We start from the raw sequence: 14,602 nt of genomic DNA, 5'->3' as shown, positions 1-14,602 counted from the left end.
TCACGGATGACGACGCGCCGGCGCCCATCTGTTGCACGCTGTTTCCAGTTGTGTGAAGGTGGCATCAGTTCACTCGGTGAACTATTTCGGCGGGGCCTGTCAGGGGGCTGCCGCCCCCAGATACTGGGGGTAGGGGCGGCAGCGCGGCATCGGTCGAGGACGCCTCGACCCCCAGAGGCCGGCTGTCCGCGCGTGGGAAGTCATTTCGAGAAGCAGCCGATTTCATTTGGTCAACCGGATCCGCGTCGGATCGAACCCCAAGCGACCTGTATTTCCGGACCGCGCGGGGTCACTACCATCGCGACCCGCCGTAAGGTCGAAGACAGACGACACTTCGACCGGAGGCCGACGATGGGACAGCCGTACGGCGGGCCGAACCGCGACGCCCGCGACCCGCGGGATCACGGCAACGATCCGTATACGCAGACATCCGCGTCGCCGCAGCTGTACCCGCCGCTCGGCTACGCCCCGGACGGCACCGCCCTGTTCACGCCTGGCCAGCCGACGAACACCGAACTCCGGATCGCCGAGCAGGCCGAACGCGAAGAGGGTCGGGCCGCCGCCGAGTCGACAGCCGGGGCGGACGACGAGTCCCGCATCCCGAAGGTGTCCACGACGTCGCTCATCGTCTGTCTCGGACTCGTCGTGCTGGTGGCGGTGGCGATCATCGGGTTCAGCGGCATATTCCGGAACGAGCCCACCGAGCCGCCGCTCGCCGACCCGCCCACCACGATCGACACGGTCCCGCTTCCCCGCACGTTCGAGCCGCCGCGGCTGACCCCCGACGGTCCCGGCCGGTCGGCGCCCGGCGGACCCGATGAGCGCGTCAACCCGCAGGACAAGCCGGTGACCTACGAGGTCGCCATCGACGGCCAGGCGACCATCCTCTACGTCGACTCGATGGGCCTGCGGTCGGAGTTCGCGCCGTCGAATCCGTGGAGTGTCGAGTTCACCGGCAGCGACAATCCGTTGCGCCTGCTCGTGATCGCCGGGACGGGGAGCGGCGCCAAGTGCTCGATCACCGTCGACGGCGAGGTGGTCGTGGAGGACACCGTGACGGCGTCGTCGGCCCGACGCACCGCCTCCTGTATCGCCTGACCGGCGTCTCCACGGTCGTCCACTCGGTGGAGTGACCAGCACGTCCGATGTGTGATCGGTCCGTCGGCTCGCTACCGTAGACGTGTGAGTTCCCCGCAGACAGCCCCCGAGAGCGGGCAGTCCTCCGCCACCACGGACGAGTTCAAGACAGTGCTGACGTGGCGTGGTGAGGACACCGATCGACTCGAACAGGTGCGCCTGGTCGTCTCCGGCACGCGCATGAAGGCCTACGGCCGGATCATCGCCGCCAAGACCGACGACCATGAGGCCTTCTCAGCGTCGTACGAATTGCAGACCACGGAGTCCGGCGTCACCAAACGCCTCACTGTGCACCTCATCTGCGAAGCGGGGGAGACCCAGTTCGGCATCACCCGCGACAACGAGGGCACCTGGCTCATCCGGCGCCCCGACGGCGAGATCATCCGGTCGGACTTCGACGGTGCCGAAGACGTCGACCTCGCCCTCTCGCCGATGTTCAACGCGCTTCCGCTGCGCCGCAAGGCATTGACCGAGGCAGACGGGGCCGTCGACGTCCCGGTCGTGTACATGTACCTGCCGAGCGGCGAGGTCAAGGCGGCCACGATGTCCTACACCGCCACCGCGAAGGGCATCGACCTCGTGTCGCCACTGGCCACCACGACCCTCACGCTCGATGACAACGGGTTCGTCACCGACTACCCGGGACTCGCCCGACGGGTCTAGCTAACCCACCCAGACCCTGCCCTGGTGCGCCTGGCGGCGGAGTTCCTCCTGCCAGCCCGGCTCACCGATGGTCACCCCGCTGATCGGCTCCGGCTCGCCATCGTGCAGTCGCTCGTATGCGACGCGTGCGCGATGCCCGTCGTCGACCAGGATCTCCGCGGTCCCGTGGTCGCGCAGCTCGTCGCGCGCGGCGATGAGCCGGTCGATGGTCTCGCTGAGCACATTCAGGACGGCGATGCTGTTGGCCTCGATCATCGCCCGCTGCAGCGCGGGCGCGGTACCGGCTACCCGGGTGCCGTCGCGGAAACTGCCGGCGGCCAGACGCAGGGCCAGGTCGCTCTCGCCGGCACCCACAGCCGCGGTCGCGGCCGCCGTCAGATGCGGCATGTGCGAGATCGCGGCAACGGCACGGTCATGTGCGTCGGGCGCCACCGGCACGACCCGCGAACCCGCCATGCGGGCGATCGACGCGACGGCCAGCCAGTCGTCGGCGTCGGTGTGATCGGTCGTGGTGACCGCCCACATCGCCCCCTGGAACAGCGTCGGATCGGTTGCCGACCAACCCGACCGGCTCGTCCCGGCCATCGGATGGCCGCCGACGTACCGCGCACCGGGATGCGCCCGCGCGATCACCTTCTCCACTTCCTGCTTGACGCTGATCACGTCGGTCAGCAACGCGCCGGGCGCATGTTCGGCGATGGCCGAGAGGATCGGCTCGATGGTCGTGACCGGCGTCGCCAGCACCACGACGGCACCCGTCTCGGCCGCCCGGCGCAGGGTGGCGACGAGATCTGTCGACGCCTGGTACCCGTCGGCGGTCGCTGCCTCGACGGTCGCCGACGAGCGGTTGTAGCCGAACGTCTCGTGGCCGGCGTCGTGCAGGACGCGCAGCAGCGAGCCGCCGATCAGACCCAGACCCAGCACGCACACCGGCGTCGTGGGCACAGAACGCGAGGACGACGAGTCAGCAGTCACGCCGACAACGTTCCCATACCTTGATCGCTGCTTGTCCCGGGACTTGGGACTGCCGGTGATAGCGGCTACGGTTTCTCCCATGGCCGGTGCCGGATTTGGGAAGTCGGGGTCGAACGCGCAGGACGTGGACGACGACATCGACGGTTTCGCCGTCGCGGTGGTCCGTGACGAGAGCGGATGGAAGGTCTCTGCGCTCAAGCCGTCGGCGCTCTCCGATCTCGAGGACGCCGAGAGGCAACTCCGCGAGCTCCGTTCCGCCGGTGCGGTCTTCGGACTGCTCGACGTCGACGACGAGTTCTTCATCGTCATTCGTCCCGCGCCGACGGGTGCTCGTCTGCTGCTCTCCGACGCGACCGCGGCGATCGACTACGACGTCGCGGCCGATGTCCTCGACGCCCTGAACCTCGACGTCCCCGACATCGACCCGGACGAGCTCGACACCGTCGACCCGTGGGAAGAGGGAGACCTGGCGGTCCTCGCCGACCTGGGCCTGCCCGACGCGGTCATGAGCATCATCGTCGGCGACACCGACCTCTACGCCGACGAACAGCTCGGCATGATCGCCGCCCGACTCGGCTTCGCCGACGAACTGGGCAAGGTTCTCGACTCGCTCGGACACTGACCGGCTCCTGATGAGCGCCCCCGCCTGGGAGAACATGGTCCGCGCGGCGCTCGACGCCGCATCCTTGTCGGGTACCGACGACGTCCCGATCGGTGCCGTGGTCTTCGACCCCGAGGGCGTCGAACTCGCGCGCGCGGCCAACCGCCGGGAAGCCGACGGTGACCCGACCGCTCATGCCGAGGTTCTCGCCCTGCGCGCCGCCGCCCAGGCGTTCGGTGACGGCTGGCGACTCCCCGGCTGCACGATCGCGGTGACCGTCGAACCGTGCACGATGTGCGCCGGTGCCATCACGCTCTCGCGCGTCGACGCACTCGTGTTCGGGGCATGGGAGCCCAAGACCGGGGCGGTCGGGTCCCTGTGGGACGTCGTGCGGGACCCGCGACTCACCCACCGCCCCCAGGTGAAGGGCGGGGTACTCGAGGACGAGTGCCGGGCGCTGATGGTCGACTTTTTCGCGACGAAGCGCGAGCGCTGAGGGCGGCTGTCAGGGGCCGGAGACAAAAAGATCGGTGGGATCTCAGGGTCGCGACCGATGGTCGGCGCTGTGCTGCTCTGGCAGATTGGACTGGTACCGACCAGATCCTCGAGGAGAAGCCATGTCCGACCCGGCCGACAAGGTCACCGCAGCCTTCGACACCGCCAAGTCCAAGATCAACGAACTGGCCGAGAGCGGCAAGGTGCAGGAAGCACTGGGCACCGCCCGCGACAAGATCGACGAGTTCGTCGAGAGCAAGCAGGTCCAGGATGCGCTCGGCACCGCCAAGGACAAGCTGAGCGAACTCGCCGAAAACGAGAAGGTCCAGGAGGCCGTGACCACGGCCAAAGACAAGATCACCGAGGTCGCCCAGAAGTTCAACAACCGATGATCGTCCTCTGACCTGCGGTTCTGCAGGCCGGGGAATGTCTGTGGCACGGTGGGAACCAGGAGTCAGCTCCTTCGAGCGACGCCCGCGTCGAGCCACCGGCGCGTGAGGTCGCCGAGTTCTTCCACCTCGGCCGGCACCAGGCCGCGCCGAACCTCACCGAGGAGGCTTCATGGGAACCACTGACGACGCCAAGAACAAGGCCGAAGAGTTGAAGGGCCGTGGCAAGGAAGCCGCCGGCAGCCTCACCGACGATCAGAGTCTGAAGAACGAGGGCAAGGGCGATCAGGCCCACGCCCAGGGCAAGCAGAAGATCACCGAGGCCGCCGACGCCGTCAAGGGCAAGATCGACGACGTCAAGGACAAGCTCACCGGCCACTGATTGTCCGCTGCACCCGGTTTTATGGCTCTGACCAGCTGATTTAAGACTCAACGCCCTGCTGCGGTACAGTCTTTCGCGGTGGCGTGTCCGAGCGGCCGAAGGTGCAGCACTCGAAATGCTGTGTGCGGTAACCCCGTACCGAGGGTTCAAATCCCTCCGCCACCGCCAGAAACACCCCCTCATCTTTCCAGGTGAGGGGGTGTTTTGCTGTCTACGGCGTGGTGTCCGAGGTGCCGTCTGCCCACACTTTGCCCACACTCTGCGGCGAGTACCGCTGATTGAGAGTGACCGCGACGGCGTCGAGGTCGTCGTCGAAGAGATCGGCGTACACGTCGAGAGTGACCTTCGCCGACGTGTGCCCGAGCATCCGAGCGAGCGCGAGGACGTTGACGCCCGCCGACACCGCCAGGCTCGCCGTCGTGTGCCGGAGGTCGTGCGGGGTGATCGTCTGGACCTTCGCGCGTTTCACCGCGCCGGCGAACCAACCGCGGGTCGACTTCGGCCTCGCGAGGTAGCCGCCACCCGGACCCGGGAACACCAGATCGTCGAGGGCCTTCCCTCGGCAGTGAGCCGACAGCTCGTCCAGGATGAACTGGGGGACCGGCACCGATCGGGTCTTGCGCGACTTCGTGCGGCCGACGGCGTGGTCGACGCCGAGCTGAACCGCGTTGTCGTGGACTGTCAGCCGGCGTCGTAGGAACTCGACGTCGCGGACCCGTAGCGCGACCAGCTCACCCCACCGCAGACCGCAGTAGGCGAGCACGAGCACCAGGACCCGGTTCGTCTTCGCCTCCGTCGCCAGTCGGTCGACATCGGCGGCCGAGAGGTACACGTGCCGTTTGCGGTCCTTCTTCGGCAGATTCTCGACACCGCGCGCAGGGTTGGCGGCGAGGCGCCGCGACTTCACCGCGTCGTCCAGGACCCCGGCCAGCACGCCGTACGCCCGCAGGACCGTGGTGGCGCCGGCCCCCTTTGTGATCACCGTGCCGTCACGATCGGTCACCGTGCGGCCCATCTCAGCGATCCACCGCTCGACCTCGCCCAGCTCGACGTCGGCGACGCGACGATGCCCCCACTTCGGCTCGACGTGAATACGCCACGCTGACTCAAGGGTTCGGTAGTTCGACGGTGCGACATCGGATTCCTTGCGGCGCAACCAGTCCGGCGCCAACTCGGCGACCGTGATCCGCCCGAGAGTAGGCGCGATGTAGTTCCCGGTGAGCTTCTGCACCTCGACGGTCGCGGCGAACGCCTCCGCCTCACGCTTCGTCGTGAACCCACGCTTGTCGGTCTGCCGATGGTCCGGCGTTCGGTACCGGACTCGGTACCGCCGGCCAGACTTCGTCGAGTACGCGCTAATCGTCGCCATCGAAGCGCCTCACGATTCGCTGCAACTGGTGCGAGAGATTGCGAATCTCGTCGATCTGAGCCTGATCCGCGATGCCGTTCACCCAATTCGGCCGGCCGAGGATCCACCCCAGGTCCGCATCGGGATCGGCGACCGGAGATTCGGCGAGCCGTTTCGTGATGGGGAACCGCTCGGCGCGCAACCAGTCCCAGAGGTCCCGGGCCTCGACGTCCCCGAGCCCGGTTGCCGTTACGGTCTCGCTGCCGCTCTTCGTCCTATCGGTCAGCAGGACAATCGGTGAAACATTCAGCGCCACAGCAAGGCTCATCAAGTCATCGACGTCGACACGACGCGCTCCGTTCTCGATCTGACTGAGCGTGGTGTAGCTCATCGGCCTGTCCGTTTCTGCGAGCAGGTCCGCCAACTGCCGGAGCGTGAGTCGCTGATCTTGACGTGTCCGGGCGATGTTCCGTCGAACGGTGTCTCCGGTGGGACCTATCTCGACTCGTCTTGTTGCCATGATCGAAACAGTAGTTCGGCACTTGTCAACAGTCGAGGTGTGCTGTACTGATTGAACATAACCCAAACACCTTGGGTAGGAAACCACAACAACGAATCGAGAGAGAATGCCCGAACACGAACTCGCGACGCCGAGCGAGGTCGCTGACTATCTACACACCACCGCCGCCGCTCTCGCCCAAGACCGTTACCTCGGCCGTGGACTCCCGTACACCAAGCATGGCCGCAAGGTCCTCTACAGATGGGCCGACGTCGACGCCTACCTCGCGGCGAACACCGTGAATCCGGGTGCGGCGTGATGCGGTACGCCGATCTCGAATCGCACGGAGACCTCGGCCTCGGGGCCGAAGAGCCCGGGATGCGGCGCTTCACCCGACCGTCGGAGCGGATCGAACCGACGCCTGTCGACTCGTCGAACATCGAGCTGGACGACCCGAGCGGGATGGACCTCGGCGGCATGTTCGATGCGATCGAGGCCGGTCGCTGCTCGGGCGAAGACCTCATCCGTACCGAAGCGCTCGAGCGTCTCGAGCAGCGGATCGCTCACAACTGGCGGGTATGGGAGGGCCTCACCGAGGGCCAGACCCGGGACAACCTCGCGCACTTCATCCACGACCTCGAAGACCGAGCCGACGCGCTCACCGAAGACCTCCGGGCAACACAGCTCGGACAGAAGAAAGGCCCCGGCGGTGCGCCAACACCGTCCGAGGGCGAAGTTCCTACCCCCACCAAAGAGGAGAACTGATATGAACCGTACACCCCGACGCCGACAGGCCACAGTCCCTGTCGGTCCGATGATCACCCCGCTGGCCGAAGACGACGACCTCATCGTCGACCTGCTCCACGAGGCCCTGGGCGTCATCGAGCCCGAGGACATCAGCGATCTGCTCGACCTGGCTGACCTTATCGGCGACGTCGACGAAAAGCGCATCACCGCGCAGACAATCGGGGGTGTGCGGTGAGCGCAATCCCTCTGCCTAAGGCCACACATGCGTCGTCGGTCCTCACATGCGAGGAGTGCGGCGCGGAGGTGCAGGTCCTCGGCCTGGACGGGCCGGATGTCGCCGAGACAGTCGAGCAGTGGAACCGTGAGCACGCCCGGTGCGGCAGCGACCCGACATCGGTCGCGTGGCAGGACCTCGTGCAGCGCAGCGAAGCCCAGCTGTATGTGGACCCCGACGACGATCTGACGAAGCTGTCACCGATCCCGCGTCCCTCGTGGGCGCCCGTCGAACGTGACTCCATCCGCAAGGCAGTGTGGGCGTCCGCCTATCGGTCGGAGTCGGTCGCGATTCCGTTGGCGCACAACTTGTTCAGCGAGCACCGTGATGGATCGACTCTGCCGTCACGGTTCGAGGTGGCGGCCAAACGTTCGGGGTTGGGCGACGACCTGGTCGGGATCACGCTTTGCAAGATCATCGACGGCGAGTGGACCTGGCACGGAACGAACATGACGCTCGACGAGGCGCGACGTCTCGCGGAGGTCATCACCGCTGCATGTGACCTGGCGGTGACTCCGTAGGTGTCCGAGTACGCCGTCACCTGGGATCCGGTCCACGCCTTCGTGGGCCGGGTCCTGGGTGGCCGCACCACCACAATCGTCGCCGGCACCCCGGAGTGGTGTGCGCTCGACGACAACGACCCCGCCAAGATCACCGCGCTGCTCATCGCCGGGTCTCGGTGGTGCCTCGAGGAAGAGATCGCGCAACTGCACGCGAGTCGTGACGCCGAGAAGGCCGCGGCCGTCGAAGTGGTCGAGGCGGCCGACTGGACTGCAGTCGCCCGTCGCATCAGAAACAGAGACATTGCCCTGCGCACCGGTGCGCACATACCGAGGAGAACTGCATGAGCGAGCCCACCGACCCGCGGGTCTTCACCTGGACCAGTGGGTCTGAGGTGACGCCGGTACAGGTCGACTGGTGGGAGCGGCACCTGATCCCGCGGGGTTGTCTCACGGTGGCCGCCGGTCGCGGGAACGCCGGCAAGTCGACCACTTGCGCCGCCTGGGCGGCTGAGGCCACCAACCGCGGCGAGGTCGTCGCCTGGCTGCACTCCGAAGAGGACCGGTCGATGCACATCGTGCCGAAGCTCCTCGCAGCCAACGCCGACATCGACCTGGTCAAGTTTCTCGACGTCGGGATCCGCATGGACGACGGCGAACTCAGTGAGACCTCCCTGCAACTGCCCCGGGACCTCGACCGCCTCGAGGAGGGGCTTGTCGAGCTGGGTTGCCGGTTCCTGGTCTTCGACGCGCTCACCTCGTTCAAGTCGTCGAGGATGAGCGCGAACTCAGGTGACGACGTGCGGGCGTTCCTCGAGCCGATCCAGCGTATGGCCGGCCGTCTTAACGCGGTGGTCCTCGGTATCGCCCATCTGGGGAAGGATGCCGAGCGCAAGGCCCGCGACTCGGTGAAGGGTGCATCGGAATGGACCGACGTTCCGCGTCAGGTGCTCGTCTTCCATCGCGAGGACGCCGAGACCGAGGGCGTCATCTCCGACGTCAAGGGCAACCTCTCGCCGGCGCCGCGCTCCATCGGCTACCGGTTCGAATCGATCGAGCTACCCGAGCACGCCATCACCGAAGTCGGGCGGGTCGTGTTCACCGGCGACGTCGAAACGAGCGTCGATGAGGCACGTCGGTCGTCTCTCGCCGACGACGATCAGGACGACCGGAGCGCGGCGCTCCGGTGGGTCGAGGACTACCTCGAGGAGAACGGGGAGACCGACGCCGCGACGATCAAGCGCCTCGGGGTCAAGGAGCTGTGCACCAGCGTCCGCACGATCGAGCGGTCGATCCGGGCCAAGGGCTCGCGCGTTGTATCGGTGTCCAAGGGCTTCCCCCGGAAAGCGTTCTGGAAGCTCGTCGACATTGTCGACGGCGAGGTGATCAGTAGCGACACGACCCCCTCAGCCGACAGTAGCGACACCCCTATCACCTCTGCGAGTGTCGCTACTGTCGCTACTGGGCCTGACCAGCGGATACGCGATGTCGCTACTGTTGTCGCTACTGGCGAAAACCCCAGTAGCGACAACCCCCAGAACAGTGTCGGTACAGAGCCGGTCACCGCTCGCCCGACCGCCTGCCGGATGTGCAACATCACTCTGCCCCAGACCGCCGCCACCGACGCCTGCGAAGACTGTGCAGACCCCGCACACCGTGCCCCCGACCGCCAGGCCGAGCGTCAGTTGCGCGTGGTCCACAACGGCGACGCCAAGCGCGGCGAGATCCGCATGTGCCCTCACTGTGACGAGCAGCTGATCTACGGCGACGACATCCGCGACGGCTTCCACACCAGCAAATCGAAGTGTGTCCGTGCGCACAGAAAGGAGACAGCGTGAGTCACGCGAAGACCTTGGAACCCGGCGTTGTGAGTCTTCTGTCGGAGGTCCTCGCCGGTCAGCCGAACCTGTCCGGCGCGGCGTGTGTCGATGCGGATCCGCGCCTGTTCGATGGCTGGCTACCGCGCGAGCGCACCGAGTCTTTCGACGCGGCGAAGGCCCGCCAGGAGCGCGCGGTCGCGGTTTGCGGTCGGTGTCCCGTCCGGGCCGACTGCCGCACGTGGATCAACGACCAACCCGACCGACATCTCGCCGCGATGGTCGTCGGCGGACGCCGCCCGAACCTCCCCGGCCGCAAGAAAGGAACCACCGAACGATGACCGCTCACGAACCGCCCATCGAACGACCCGCCGCGGTGACGCGCGCCGAGATTCGCGCCCAACGTGCAGCCGCCCAACTGGCCGTCCACACCCACGCGAGGGACGTCGCCGGCCGAACCGCCGCCCTCGGCGACTTCGTCAACGCCCTCGAGGACACCGACCCCTACGTCGCCGTTGCCGCGATGGCGTGGGCCTGGGGCCGACTACCGGTAGCACCGGACGACACCCCGACCGCGTTGCTCGACTTCCTGGCCGTCACCTCCGGGGCTGTCGACGACCGATGAGACGCCCCGACGGCCTGCAGCTCGACCCGAACGAAGTCGCATTCCTCGACGCGCTCCTGTTCTCGCTGGTGCGGAGGTGCGCGGCCGGCGGATGGACCCCGTCACCGGCCGCAGAGTCGTTCATCCGCCTTATCCGTTCCGTCGCATCCAGTTTGGCCGAACACAACCGTTCCGCAGACGCCACAGACGCGTCAGGGGAGGTCGTCGAGGAGCCACCTTCGGTGCATGACCTCGTCGACACACGCGAAGCCGGGCAACTCCTCGGCATCACCCCTGCGGGTGTTCGCCAGCTCATTCGACGCGGTCAGCTCACCGCCTATCAGCTCAACGGCCGGTGGGTCGTGGCCGCTGCCGACGTCGTCGCACGCGCCGAACGCCGCGCCGGCTGAACGCGTCACCATCCCGAGTGTCGAGGTCGCGCGCGTCGGATCATTCGAAGCGTCCACCGGCCCAGCCACTTTCACCGCCGACGACTTCGCCTCCGCGGTCGCAGCACTCGCCGCCGGCGTCATCCACCGCCCGGTCCTGAAACTCGGACACGAAGACCCCCGGTTCGACGGCGCCCCCTCGGTCGGGTGGGTCGACCACCTCCGCGTCAACGGCCCGGTCCTCGTCGGAGACCTCGCCGGTGTGCCGCGCTGGCTCGCCGACGCGATGCCGACGAGCTGGCCGAACCGCAGCCTCGAAGGCGTCGTCGGCTACACCGACGCCGACGGCCGCGTCTGGCCGTTCGTGCTGACCGGGCTCGCGCTGCTCGGCGCCACCGCACCCGCGATCGGCAACCTCGCCGAACTCCGCGAGTTCGTCGCCGCCTCCCGCGGCACCCGCACCGCTCAATCGGCCGTCACCGCCGCTAAAGCTCGCCGCACTCGCAGAGCCCGAAACATCATCTAGCACAGGAGAACACAGTGGGAACTGTCCAGTACACGCCGCGCGCGTACGCCAACGGCGACAACGTCACCGTCACCGCGAAGACCCCCATCGACGCCGGGCACCTCGTCGTCGTCGACGCCACCAGCGCACCAGGTGCGCTCGTCGCCGAACACGCGTCCGCGTCCGCGCCGACCGTCCTCGGTGTCGCCTGGGCCGACGCGCCGGCCGCGGGTGACCTTGTCGCCATCGCCTGCACCGGCATCGTCCGCGTCGTCGCCGGTGCCACCATCACCGCCGGCACCCGCGTCGCCGCCGGCGCCGGTGGTGTCGTCGTCCCGGCCGGCGCCAATCCGGTCGTCGGCTACGCCCTCACCGGCGCCGCCAGCGGCGGCCTCGTCGAAGTCCAGCTCTAGAAGGAGACCACCCGTGCCCACGCCCACCACATCCATGCTCCTGCCGACCCTGACCGGTTCGAGCCTCACTGTCGACGCGTTCCTGAAGAACCCGACCCGAATCACCGCCCGGGTTGCGCAACTCACCGACAAGCAGCTCATCGCGCCGTGGCTGTTCCACACCATCGGCCAGCCGGTCGTCGGTGGCGGCGTCCTGTGGGCCTCCCTGCAGAAGGCCGACCAGTTCGCATCCGGCGACATCGGCCCACGCAGCCCCGGAGCCGAGTACCCGCAACTCCAGGCCGTCTCGCCGGAGCCTCAGCTGTCAAAGGTCGAGGACTACGGCGGGACACAGGAGATTCCCGAAGAGGCGATCAAACGCAACGACCTGCCCTTCCTCGATCAGTGCGTCACCCAGCTCGCCAACGACGTCGCGATGAAACTCGACCGCCGGGCGTTCGAGACTCTGAACACAGAGATGACGCGCATCGGGTCGGAGCTCGACGTCCTCGCCAACGCCGCATGGGACACAGTGCAGCTCGACGGCGCGACGCCCACCGACCCGATCAGCCGGCCCACCGCGTCGTTCGCGAAGGCGCTCATGTCCTTCGAGCTGGACGAGCTCGGTGTCATCGGCGACACCCTCATCGTGCATCCCGAGCAGGCCGCTGTGCTTCGCACCGTGTACGGCTCCGACCTGACTGATGTCCTCGCATCGTTCGGACTCACCATGGTCAGCAACCCGCGAGCCACCCCCGGCACCGCGCTCGTCGTCCAGGCCGGAGAGTGCGGCGTCATCCAATTCGAAGAGCCGCTGACCACTCGCATCATCCAGAACGAGATCAACCGAACCGTCACCATCCAGGTGTTCGCGGTCCCGGCGTTCGCACCCAACTTCGCGCGCGCCGCCCGCCGCATCACCGGCACCGCCACCCCGTAAGGAGACGAGCATGGCTCCCAAGACCAAGACCCGCAAAGCCGCCGCGCCGGCCACCCCACCGCCGGCCGATCAGGCCGTCGAACCCGTCGACCCGCCAGAGATCGACGGCGAAGAGTGGGCATCCCTCCTCGGTGCACTCGGACTCACCTCCGACGCCACCTTCGACACCGTCCTGACCACCGTCACCGACCTCGTCACCGACGAAGCCGCCACCGACGGCGCACCCGCAGCGATCGCAGCCGCAGCAGGACGCCGAGGACTCGTCGTCATGGACGAGGCCACCGCCGACGCCCTCAAGACGGCCGCCGCCGAAGGCGCACAGGTCAAGCTCGCCGCCGCCGAACAACACCGCGAACAGGTCATCCTCGCCGCGATCAAACGCGGTGCAATCACCCGAGGCCGCTCCGACCACTGGCGCACCCTCCTCGAACACGACCCCGGCATGGAAACCGTGCTCGCCAAGATCCCCGACGAGACAGCCATCCCCATGAAAGAGATCGGCCACGGCGTCGACAACCAAGACCTCAGCAACTCCGAACCCGGTAGCACCTGGTTCCGCTGACCTCGGTGGCCCCACGAGGTACCCACCCCGCGGGGAGGGAGAAAAGGGGCGGAGGTTACCCGGCCGAACCACTCGCTCCTCCAGTGAGCGGCCGGCGCGGCAGACCTGGCCAGCGACGACCGGACCCCAATGGACCGGGGCCAGCACCGCACACCACCACCCCTTACCACCGAAGACGAGACCCCCGGCAACCCGTGCTCCAGCGGACCACCGGGGGTCTCCGTCGTCACACCACACGCGAAGGGACACGCAATGACCAGACGCCAAACCACCACCAGCCGCGGCCTCGGCTGGCACCACCAACAGACCCGCACCCGCCTGCTCAACCGCCACCGCAACGGAACACCCTGCTGGTGGTGCGATCGCCCCATGTACCGACAACCCGACGACAACTTCGACCACGCACCCCTCGAAGCCGACCACACCATCGCCCGCAGCCAAGGCGGCCGCACCGCCGACCGCCTCCTCCACATGACCTGCAACCGCGAACGCGGCAACGGCACCCGCGACCACCTCAGACCCGCACTCACCGGACACTCCACACCACCCGCCACCGACGAACCCGAAGACCTCCGCATCATGAACTGGCCCTGGTAGGACCCCCGGCCCGAAATATCCGACCCCCCCGGGGTCCCTGACTGCCGAGGTAGTTAGGAGTTTTTTTACGGCGGGCTCGAGCGAACGGGGCGACCAGGCTCATGCTGGTGAATCATGTTGCCCTGCAGGGCTTTTGAGTGCGGCAATCGGGTTGCATCGCAACGGTTTTCGGCGTATCGGAGTGGTGGGAACTCGGGGACGATATCGCACCGCGCATATGAGCATTGCTCGGTCGATGTCGTTGCGTCCCGATAACCTCGCGGTGCGTCGATTCACACCAACTGGAGGAGACACGAATGGCGAGCGACCTAACTCACGGGAATGTGCACTACGCGGGCCAGCTGTACACGCTTCCGCTCCGGGCACTCGAGGAGATCGAAGACATCATCGACGGGCTGGACCGGCTCGGCGGCAGCCATCTGTATCGGATCGGCGGTGGTGGCGACGACACGCAGATCGCGTTGTGGATTGCTCCGGGAGTCCCGATCGTGCTGCAGTACCCGAACGGTTATGTGACACCTGACGACCACGAGGACTACGTCGAACGCCGCCTCCTGATCCGTGCGCGCCACCAGCTCGGCCTGCCCCTTGATGGAAGCGGGGACAATGCCGGCTGACAGGCGAGCGTGCCCACCTTCTGCCCACACTTGCCCACGATTCGCATTGATTTGCGGTGACATAGCATGACCTGTAAAGCCTGGTGAGAGCCAGTTTCGGGGTCTGAACTGGTGGATCGATTAGGGTTCAAATCCCTCCGCCACCGCCAGGAATGACCCCCTATCGATT

24 protein-coding genes and 1 tRNA gene are annotated in these 14,602 nt (G+C 67.1%); 22 read left to right on the top strand and 3 right to left on the bottom strand.

Annotation, left to right across the window (positions count from 1 at the left end):
- The first annotated feature begins 351 nt into the window (after positions 1-351).
- Complete coding sequence (locus tag GOALK_RS10165) at positions 352-1,098, top strand: hypothetical protein (protein ID WP_040004111.1); 747 nt, start codon at positions 352-354, stop codon at positions 1,096-1,098.
- A gap of 51 nt (positions 1,099-1,149) precedes the next feature.
- Positions 1,150-1,800 (top strand): putative glycolipid-binding domain-containing protein, encoded by a 651-nt coding sequence (locus GOALK_RS10160; protein WP_006358722.1) that lies wholly within the window; start codon positions 1,150-1,152, stop codon positions 1,798-1,800.
- Here the strand turns inward: GOALK_RS10160 and GOALK_RS10155 are convergent, their stop codons facing one another.
- The gene (locus tag GOALK_RS10155) at positions 1,801-2,775 is read right to left on the bottom strand and encodes a prephenate dehydrogenase (protein WP_006358721.1); all 975 of its coding nucleotides are present in this window, start codon (positions 2,773-2,775) and stop codon (positions 1,801-1,803) included.
- A 79-nt stretch (positions 2,776-2,854) separates the two neighbouring features.
- Between GOALK_RS10155 and GOALK_RS10150 the strand changes: the two genes are divergently transcribed.
- The 5 genes from GOALK_RS10150 (at position 2,855) to GOALK_RS10130 (ending at position 4,810) form a co-directional block, all read left to right on the top strand.
- Complete coding sequence (locus GOALK_RS10150; protein WP_006358720.1) at positions 2,855-3,397, top strand: tRNA adenosine deaminase-associated protein; 543 nt, start codon at positions 2,855-2,857, stop codon at positions 3,395-3,397.
- A 10-nt stretch (positions 3,398-3,407) separates the two neighbouring features.
- Positions 3,408-3,872, top strand: coding sequence for a nucleoside deaminase (locus GOALK_RS10145; RefSeq protein ID WP_006358719.1), 465 nt, complete (start codon positions 3,408-3,410; stop codon positions 3,870-3,872).
- 121 nt (positions 3,873-3,993) lie between these two features.
- Entirely contained in the window at positions 3,994-4,263 is a 270-nt protein-coding gene (locus GOALK_RS10140; RefSeq protein ID WP_006358718.1) for a hypothetical protein, read from the top strand.
- Positions 4,264-4,432: 169 nt separating this feature from the next.
- A complete protein-coding gene (locus tag GOALK_RS10135; RefSeq protein ID WP_006358717.1) occupies positions 4,433-4,642 on the top strand; it encodes a CsbD family protein in 210 nt (69 codons plus the stop codon).
- A 77-nt stretch (positions 4,643-4,719) separates the two neighbouring features.
- A tRNA-Ser gene (locus GOALK_RS10130) sits at positions 4,720-4,810 on the top strand.
- A gap of 43 nt (positions 4,811-4,853) precedes the next feature.
- Here the strand turns inward: GOALK_RS10130 and GOALK_RS10125 are convergent.
- Both GOALK_RS10125 and GOALK_RS10120 read right to left on the bottom strand, forming a co-directional pair.
- On the bottom strand, positions 4,854-6,011 hold the full coding sequence (locus tag GOALK_RS10125; RefSeq protein ID WP_006358716.1) for a site-specific integrase: 1,158 nt from the start codon (positions 6,009-6,011) through the stop codon (positions 4,854-4,856).
- Entirely contained in the window at positions 5,998-6,510 is a 513-nt protein-coding gene (locus GOALK_RS10120; RefSeq protein WP_050918677.1) for a helix-turn-helix domain-containing protein, read from the bottom strand. Before GOALK_RS10120 ends, GOALK_RS10125 begins: the two co-directional genes overlap by 14 nt.
- Before the next feature lie 106 nt (positions 6,511-6,616).
- Here GOALK_RS10120 and GOALK_RS10115 point away from each other — a divergent pair, with 106 nt between their 5' ends.
- The 15 genes from GOALK_RS10115 to GOALK_RS10055 all read left to right on the top strand — a co-directional run bounded on the left by GOALK_RS10115 (position 6,617) and on the right by GOALK_RS10055 (position 14,433).
- The gene (locus GOALK_RS10115; RefSeq protein WP_006358714.1) at positions 6,617-6,808 is read left to right on the top strand and encodes a helix-turn-helix domain-containing protein; all 192 of its coding nucleotides are present in this window, start codon (positions 6,617-6,619) and stop codon (positions 6,806-6,808) included.
- Complete coding sequence (locus GOALK_RS10110; protein WP_006358713.1) at positions 6,808-7,254, top strand: hypothetical protein; 447 nt, start codon at positions 6,808-6,810, stop codon at positions 7,252-7,254. Before GOALK_RS10115 ends, GOALK_RS10110 begins: the two co-directional genes overlap by 1 nt.
- Before the next feature lies 1 nt (position 7,255).
- Positions 7,256-7,471, top strand: coding sequence for a hypothetical protein (locus tag GOALK_RS23885; RefSeq protein ID WP_006358712.1), 216 nt, complete (start codon positions 7,256-7,258; stop codon positions 7,469-7,471).
- Positions 7,468-8,031 carry a hypothetical protein gene (locus GOALK_RS10105; protein ID WP_006358711.1) on the top strand — a complete coding sequence of 188 codons (564 nt, stop codon included), beginning with the start codon at positions 7,468-7,470 and terminating at the stop codon, positions 8,029-8,031. The genes GOALK_RS23885 and GOALK_RS10105 overlap by 4 nt, the downstream gene beginning before the upstream one ends.
- A complete protein-coding gene (locus tag GOALK_RS10100; RefSeq protein ID WP_006358710.1) occupies positions 8,032-8,358 on the top strand; it encodes a DUF2742 domain-containing protein in 327 nt (108 codons plus the stop codon).
- Positions 8,355-9,848, top strand: a complete 1,494-nt coding sequence (locus tag GOALK_RS10095) for an AAA family ATPase (RefSeq protein WP_006358709.1) — start codon at positions 8,355-8,357, stop codon at positions 9,846-9,848. Before GOALK_RS10100 ends, GOALK_RS10095 begins: the two co-directional genes overlap by 4 nt.
- The gene (locus GOALK_RS10090; RefSeq protein WP_006358708.1) at positions 9,845-10,168 is read left to right on the top strand and encodes a WhiB family transcriptional regulator; all 324 of its coding nucleotides are present in this window, start codon (positions 9,845-9,847) and stop codon (positions 10,166-10,168) included. Before GOALK_RS10095 ends, GOALK_RS10090 begins: the two co-directional genes overlap by 4 nt.
- Positions 10,165-10,452, top strand: a complete 288-nt coding sequence (locus tag GOALK_RS10085) for a hypothetical protein (protein WP_040004109.1) — start codon at positions 10,165-10,167, stop codon at positions 10,450-10,452. Before GOALK_RS10090 ends, GOALK_RS10085 begins: the two co-directional genes overlap by 4 nt.
- Positions 10,449-10,841 carry a helix-turn-helix domain-containing protein gene (locus tag GOALK_RS23435; RefSeq protein ID WP_006358706.1) on the top strand — a complete coding sequence of 131 codons (393 nt, stop codon included), beginning with the start codon at positions 10,449-10,451 and terminating at the stop codon, positions 10,839-10,841. The genes GOALK_RS10085 and GOALK_RS23435 overlap by 4 nt, the downstream gene beginning before the upstream one ends.
- On the top strand, positions 10,732-11,346 hold the full coding sequence (locus tag GOALK_RS10080; protein ID WP_006358705.1) for a hypothetical protein: 615 nt from the start codon (positions 10,732-10,734) through the stop codon (positions 11,344-11,346). The genes GOALK_RS23435 and GOALK_RS10080 overlap by 110 nt, the downstream gene beginning before the upstream one ends.
- Positions 11,347-11,360: 14 nt before the next feature.
- Entirely contained in the window at positions 11,361-11,738 is a 378-nt protein-coding gene (locus GOALK_RS10075) for a capsid cement protein (protein ID WP_006358704.1), read from the top strand.
- A 13-nt stretch (positions 11,739-11,751) separates the two neighbouring features.
- Positions 11,752-12,657, top strand: a complete 906-nt coding sequence (locus GOALK_RS10070) for a major capsid protein (RefSeq protein ID WP_006358703.1) — start codon at positions 11,752-11,754, stop codon at positions 12,655-12,657.
- Between the two features lie 10 nt (positions 12,658-12,667).
- The gene (locus GOALK_RS10065; RefSeq protein WP_006358702.1) at positions 12,668-13,219 is read left to right on the top strand and encodes a hypothetical protein; all 552 of its coding nucleotides are present in this window, start codon (positions 12,668-12,670) and stop codon (positions 13,217-13,219) included.
- A 252-nt stretch (positions 13,220-13,471) separates the two neighbouring features.
- Positions 13,472-13,816 (top strand): hypothetical protein, encoded by a 345-nt coding sequence (locus tag GOALK_RS10060; protein ID WP_040004108.1) that lies wholly within the window; start codon positions 13,472-13,474, stop codon positions 13,814-13,816.
- Positions 13,817-14,112: 296 nt separating this feature from the next.
- Positions 14,113-14,433 carry a hypothetical protein gene (locus tag GOALK_RS10055; protein WP_006358700.1) on the top strand — a complete coding sequence of 107 codons (321 nt, stop codon included), beginning with the start codon at positions 14,113-14,115 and terminating at the stop codon, positions 14,431-14,433.
- Positions 14,434-14,602: the final 169 nt, after the last annotated feature.

This window comes from Gordonia alkanivorans NBRC 16433 (assembly GCF_000225505.1).
GTDB lineage: Bacteria > Actinomycetota > Actinomycetes > Mycobacteriales > Mycobacteriaceae > Gordonia > Gordonia alkanivorans.
Note: the sequence above shows the minus strand (reverse complement) of the source record. Positions and strands in the feature narration are given on the sequence as shown.

Coding starts and splice junctions, on each gene's coding strand:
- GOALK_RS10165 (WP_040004111.1), top strand. CDS start 352: ATGGGACAGCCGTACGGCGGGCCGAACCGCGACGCCCGCGACCCGCGG.
- GOALK_RS23435 (WP_006358706.1), top strand. CDS start 10,449: ATGAGACGCCCCGACGGCCTGCAGCTCGACCCGAACGAAGTCGCATTC.
- GOALK_RS10125 (WP_006358716.1), bottom strand. CDS start 6,011: ATGGCGACGATTAGCGCGTACTCGACGAAGTCTGGCCGGCGGTACCGA.
- GOALK_RS10110 (WP_006358713.1), top strand. CDS start 6,808: ATGCGGTACGCCGATCTCGAATCGCACGGAGACCTCGGCCTCGGGGCC.
- GOALK_RS10135 (WP_006358717.1), top strand. CDS start 4,433: ATGGGAACCACTGACGACGCCAAGAACAAGGCCGAAGAGTTGAAGGGC.
- GOALK_RS10055 (WP_006358700.1), top strand. CDS start 14,113: ATGGCGAGCGACCTAACTCACGGGAATGTGCACTACGCGGGCCAGCTG.
- GOALK_RS10145 (WP_006358719.1), top strand. CDS start 3,408: ATGAGCGCCCCCGCCTGGGAGAACATGGTCCGCGCGGCGCTCGACGCC.
- GOALK_RS10060 (WP_040004108.1), top strand. CDS start 13,472: ATGACCAGACGCCAAACCACCACCAGCCGCGGCCTCGGCTGGCACCAC.
- GOALK_RS10150 (WP_006358720.1), top strand. CDS start 2,855: ATGGCCGGTGCCGGATTTGGGAAGTCGGGGTCGAACGCGCAGGACGTG.
- GOALK_RS10095 (WP_006358709.1), top strand. CDS start 8,355: ATGAGCGAGCCCACCGACCCGCGGGTCTTCACCTGGACCAGTGGGTCT.
- GOALK_RS10065 (WP_006358702.1), top strand. CDS start 12,668: ATGGCTCCCAAGACCAAGACCCGCAAAGCCGCCGCGCCGGCCACCCCA.
- GOALK_RS10140 (WP_006358718.1), top strand. CDS start 3,994: ATGTCCGACCCGGCCGACAAGGTCACCGCAGCCTTCGACACCGCCAAG.
- GOALK_RS10085 (WP_040004109.1), top strand. CDS start 10,165: ATGACCGCTCACGAACCGCCCATCGAACGACCCGCCGCGGTGACGCGC.
- GOALK_RS10120 (WP_050918677.1), bottom strand. CDS start 6,510: ATGGCAACAAGACGAGTCGAGATAGGTCCCACCGGAGACACCGTTCGA.
- GOALK_RS10115 (WP_006358714.1), top strand. CDS start 6,617: ATGCCCGAACACGAACTCGCGACGCCGAGCGAGGTCGCTGACTATCTA.
- GOALK_RS23885 (WP_006358712.1), top strand. CDS start 7,256: ATGAACCGTACACCCCGACGCCGACAGGCCACAGTCCCTGTCGGTCCG.